This is a genomic window from Oscillibacter sp. CU971 (genome assembly GCF_905219725.1).
Taxonomy (GTDB): Bacteria; Bacillota; Clostridia; order Oscillospirales; family Oscillospiraceae; genus Oscillibacter.
Window position 1 is genome coordinate 1 of sequence record NZ_CAJMXG010000224.1, and the last position, 4,623, is coordinate 4,623.

Sequence of the window (4,623 nt, forward strand, 5' to 3'; positions counted from 1 at the left end):
GCCATATTAACCCTATGGATATTCAGCTTGACCTGGACGATGACGAAAGCCCGCTTTCCATGAAAGCGGATTTTTTGTTGTCCCTGTGTGAGCTGGTGGTGGGCGGCAAGGACGGCTTGCAGCCCATCGAAAAGACGGTGATTGACCGCTGTGTGCGGCTCATTTACCGGGATATGGCCCTGGGGATCGGGGACGGCAAGCCGCCCTTACTCCAGGACTTGTACGAGGAGCTTTTGAAGCAGCCGGAGCCGGAGGCCCGCCGTGTGGCAACCGCCCTGGAGCTCTACTGCACCGGCTCCCTTAACCTGTTCAACCACCAGACCAACGTAAAGCTCACGTCCCATATCGTGTGCATCGTTCTCAAAGGGCTGGGAGAAAACCTCCGCAAGATCGCCATGCACGTTACCAACGACTTCGTAACTTCGGCGGTCAATGTGAATTTTCACAGCGGCGTTTCTACCTGGTGCTATTTTGACGAGTTCCATATCCTGCTCCGGGACGCACTCACCGCCAGCTACTTTGTAGCCGTGTGGAAGATGCTGAGAAAGAAAGGCTGCGTCCCCTCGGCCCTGACGCAGAACGTCAAAGACCTTTTGGCCAGCCGGGAGATTGAGGCCATTCTGGACAACACGGATTTTATGATCCTGCTGTCCCAGGCCCAAAGTGATCGGGCAATTCTGGCAAAGCAGCTCGGCATTTCGGAGCACCAGCTCTCCTACATCACCCACAGCAATTCCGGCGAGGGCCTGCTGTTCTATGGGGATGTGACGATCCCCTTTGTGGATCGGTTCCCCCGTGGAGAAATCTATAACCTGCTGACCACGCGTCCGGAGGATTTGAAGAATGAAGCGAAAACCGAATAAGCCCAAACAGGAGCCCAGGGAGTGCCCCGGCTCCTGGGAGAGCGCCGCCGATCCTGGCGGGGCTGCTGGGGGCGGCTCCCCAGGCGGTGCCGGGGCTGCGAACAACGACACTTCTGGACAAAGTGTCCACAAGTCAAAGTTCCGGCAGAAAAGCAAACAGGAGCAGGCCGCCGCGTCCAAGCTCCGCATGGAGGAGCGTGGGGAAAAGCTGGAACGGGCAAAGGATAAGCTGGCAAAACAGAAGCCACCCAAAAAGGTCGGCCCGGTGCGGCGGATAGGCCGGGCCGCTGGCGGGGCCGCCCACGGTTTTGTGCATGGCAAGATTTATGAGAATGAACAGGAAAACGTGGGGATCGAGGGGGCCCACCGCTCCGAGCTGGTGGGCGAGTCCGGCCTGCGGCATGGCAAGCGGTTTGTGCAAAAGAAAATCCGGCAGCATCCGGCAAAGGCTGTCCAGCGGGCCGAGTCCAAATATGTCAAGGCCACGGCGGACTATCATTTCCGCATGGCCGCCCAGGAGCACCCGGAAATGTCCGGCAACCCTGTTTCCCGGATGTGGCGCAGGCACCGCTTGAAAAAGCAGTACCAGAAACGGGCGCGGGAGGCGGTCAAGACCGGGGCGGCAGGTGCGGCGAAAAAGACAGCCGCCGCCACGGAAAAGGCCGGGGCAAAGGCGGTGGGCTTTGTGAAGCGGCATCCCGTGGGGGTAGTGCTGGCCCTGGCCTGTGTGCTCCTGCTCTTTATGATGCAGTCCTGTTCGTCCTCCCTGGTGACGCTTGGCAACGCCGGGGCGGGCGCGGTGGGCGCGACTACCTACCCATCCCAGGACGAGGAAATGCTGGCGGCGGAGGCGGCTTATGTGGGAATGGAGGCGGAGCTCCAGGACTACCTGGACAGCTACGAAAGCACCCACGACTATGACGAGTACCACTTCGACTTGGACAGCATTGAGCACGATCCCTATGTGCTGATCTCCATCCTGTCGGTGCTCCATGAGGGGGCGTGGACGCTGGATCAGGTGCAGGGGACGCTGGAAACCCTCTTTGACCGCCAGTACATTCTCACCGAGGATGTGGTGGTGGAGGTGCGCTACCGGACGGAAAGCCGGACGGACAGCGAGGGCAACTCCTACGATGTGGAAGTCCACTACAATTACTACATCTGCTATGTGACGCTGGAAAACCGCAACCTGTCCCATCTGCCCCTGGAAATGATAAATGAGGAGCAGATGTCCCGGTATTCCCTCTATATGTCCACCCTGGGGAACCGGCCAGACCTGTTCCCGGAGTCGGCCTATGTGGGAAAATACGTTACCAACCCGCCCGCCGGATATGACGTGCCGGGGGAATATCTGGACGATGAAACCTTTGCGGCCATGCTCACCGAGGCGGAGAAATACCTGGGCTATCCCTATGTGTGGGGAGGCTCCAGTCCGGCCACGTCCTTTGATTGCTCCGGCTTCGTGTCCTGGGTGATCAATCACAGCGGCTGGAATGTGGGCCGCCTGGGGGCACAGGGGCTCTATAACATCTGCACCCCTACCAGCAGTCCAAAGCCCGGCGATCTGGTGTTCTTTGTCGGCACCTATGACACGGCGGGCGTGTCCCACTGTGGCATCTATGTGGGGGATGGGATGATGATCCACTGTGGAGATCCCATCCAATATGCAAACTTAAACACAAGCTACTGGCAATCTCATTTCTACGCCTACGGGCGTTTACCCTGACAAGGAGGTATCTATGGCGGTAAGCAAAAGCCAGAAAATCCAGGCCGAGATTGATAAGGTCAAGGCCAAAATCAGCGAACAGCAGGCCCGGCTCAAGGAGCTGGAAAAGAACAAGCAGGAGGCCGAAAACAGCGAGATCGTGGACATCGTGCGGGGCATGAGCATTTCCCTGGAGGAGCTCCCCCTGGTGCTCCAGCGGCTCCGTGACGGCGGCACTTCTGGACAAAGTGTCCAGAAGTCCGGGGACGGCGGAAAGGAGGAAAATTGAAGATGAAACGCTTTCGGGTGATGGCGGCGGCGCTGTGTGCCGCCGTTCTTTTATGCGGATTTAGCGTCCCGGCCTATGCCTATGCGGACGGCGGCGAGGGCGCGGACTATGGCGATCCCATCATGACCGAGGAAACCCCGGCCCCGGAGCCGGAGCCCACCATCGAACCGGGTGAGGGCTTTTCGGAGGAGGGCAACCTTGTGACCCGTGATCTGCTCTATGACGAGCACACCAACAAGCAGTTTATTACGGTGCAGACGGCGGGCGGGAACACCTTTTACATTGTCATTGACTATGACAAGCCCGTGGACGAGGAGGGCGAGCAGTATGAAACCTACTTCTTCAGCGTGGTAGACGAGGCCGATCTGCTGGCCGCAGCCGAGGCCGCCGGGGTGGAGCAGGCGGTCTGCTCCTGCTCTGAAAAATGCGCGGCGGGTGCCGTGAATACGGAGTGCGCGGTCTGCTCAGTCAATATGGAAAAATGCGTGGGCGTGGAGCCGGAGCCCGTGGAAACCGAGGAACCTGTCCCGGAGGAGGCCGAGCCGGAAACGGGTGGCAATACGGGGATGCTCCTGGCGGTGCTGGCCGTGGCCTTAGTGGGCGGCGGCGCGGCGTTCTATTTCAAGGTACTGCGCCCCAAACAGCAGAAAGCCGCCGAGCCCCAGGAGGACTATGGCGACGAGCTCCCGGACTATGACGGGCCGGACGGCTACGGGGACGAGGACGATGACGGCCCGCCCTGGGACGAGGAGGACGATAACGGAGAGGAGGCGGACAAATGAAGTTTACCGACAGCCCTTTTGAAAAAATGATGAAAGAAAAGCCCCGCCCCAAAGCCCCGGCTGAGAGAAAACCGCCCCGGGGCTCGGCCTGCTGTGGCTGTTCCTACTGGCGGGGCGTTGGATGCGTGGCCTGCTACAAAGAGCTTTTGAGGGCCCCGGCTGGCGGGAGGTGATGCGATGGCCCGTGAGCTGACCCGGGAAGAAAAGGCGGCGATCCGTTCCCTTGTGGCAAAGTGGTGTGCCAACTATGACCGGGAATATGGATGCCTGCCTTTAGACTGTGAGTGCTATATGCTGGGGAAATGCTGGACGGGGGCCCTGTGCCGCTACTTCCGGGAGGCCGTCCTCCCCCTCAATCCTGTATTGGAGGCCGCCCTCACCACCCAGGGGCCAAGGCCGGATTTTAAGATATGCCCGGTATGCGGCGGAGCCGTTGCCCCGGACAGGCGGCAGGCGTACTGCTCAGAGGCGTGCGCCTTAAAAGCCCACCGCCGCCAACAGCGGGAATATATGCGGAAAAAACGGGGCCGGACTGTTGACAATTAGGCCCTTAAAAACCCGCTTGTATCAAGGCTTTTACAGGCTGTTTCCGGGGCGGGCCGTATCTTTCTATGGCCTGCCCCGGATTGGCCCTAATGCTGTCAACATCTTTATGGCGGAGCTTGGGGACACTTTGTCCCAAAGTCCCCGCTTTCTGGAAGGAGGTATTATGGACAAAAATCAAGGCTATTCCATTTTGAAGGCTGTAATGCTGGAAAACGGCAGGGGCTTTGCTCTGGGCGAACATCCCACGGCCCCATCCCCCTATGTCACATGGGCCTGTTACGATGATAAGAACGGCCAGCGGCAGTATGAATGGGGGCATTACGGCAACGATCTGGCCGCTATGGAACAGGACTTTTCAGACCGGGTGCAGGACTACCAGCGGCTTTACCATGTGGAGATCGTGCAGACCGAGGGCCCCGGCCTTTACAAGTATTACTC

5 protein-coding genes and 1 pseudogene are annotated in these 4,623 nt (G+C 59.3%); all 6 read left to right on the forward strand.

The features are described from left to right. Positions 1-863 (forward strand): VirB4-like conjugal transfer ATPase, CD1110 family (locus tag JX325_RS12835; protein ID WP_374220620.1); only part of this gene is annotated, 863 nt, incomplete at its 5' end. Continuing rightward, positions 844-2,589 (forward strand): C40 family peptidase, encoded by a 1,746-nt coding sequence (locus JX325_RS12840; RefSeq protein WP_204791503.1) that lies wholly within the window; start codon positions 844-846, stop codon positions 2,587-2,589. The genes JX325_RS12835 and JX325_RS12840, both read left to right, overlap by 20 nt. A 13-nt stretch (positions 2,590-2,602) precedes the next feature. Continuing rightward, on the forward strand, positions 2,603-2,857 hold the full coding sequence (locus tag JX325_RS12845) for a DUF4315 family protein (protein ID WP_204791504.1): 255 nt from the start codon (positions 2,603-2,605) through the stop codon (positions 2,855-2,857). A 2-nt stretch (positions 2,858-2,859) separates the two neighbouring features. Further along, positions 2,860-3,639: a DUF4366 domain-containing protein gene (locus tag JX325_RS12850; RefSeq protein ID WP_204791505.1), complete on the forward strand. Its 780-nt coding sequence runs from the start codon at positions 2,860-2,862 to the stop codon at positions 3,637-3,639. 177 nt (positions 3,640-3,816) lie between these two features. After that, positions 3,817-4,185, forward strand: a complete 369-nt coding sequence (locus JX325_RS12855) for a cysteine-rich VLP domain-containing protein (RefSeq protein ID WP_129175438.1) — start codon at positions 3,817-3,819, stop codon at positions 4,183-4,185. Between the two features lie 163 nt (positions 4,186-4,348). Continuing rightward, positions 4,349-4,623: pseudogene (locus JX325_RS12860) on the forward strand (hypothetical protein); the annotation flags it as partial.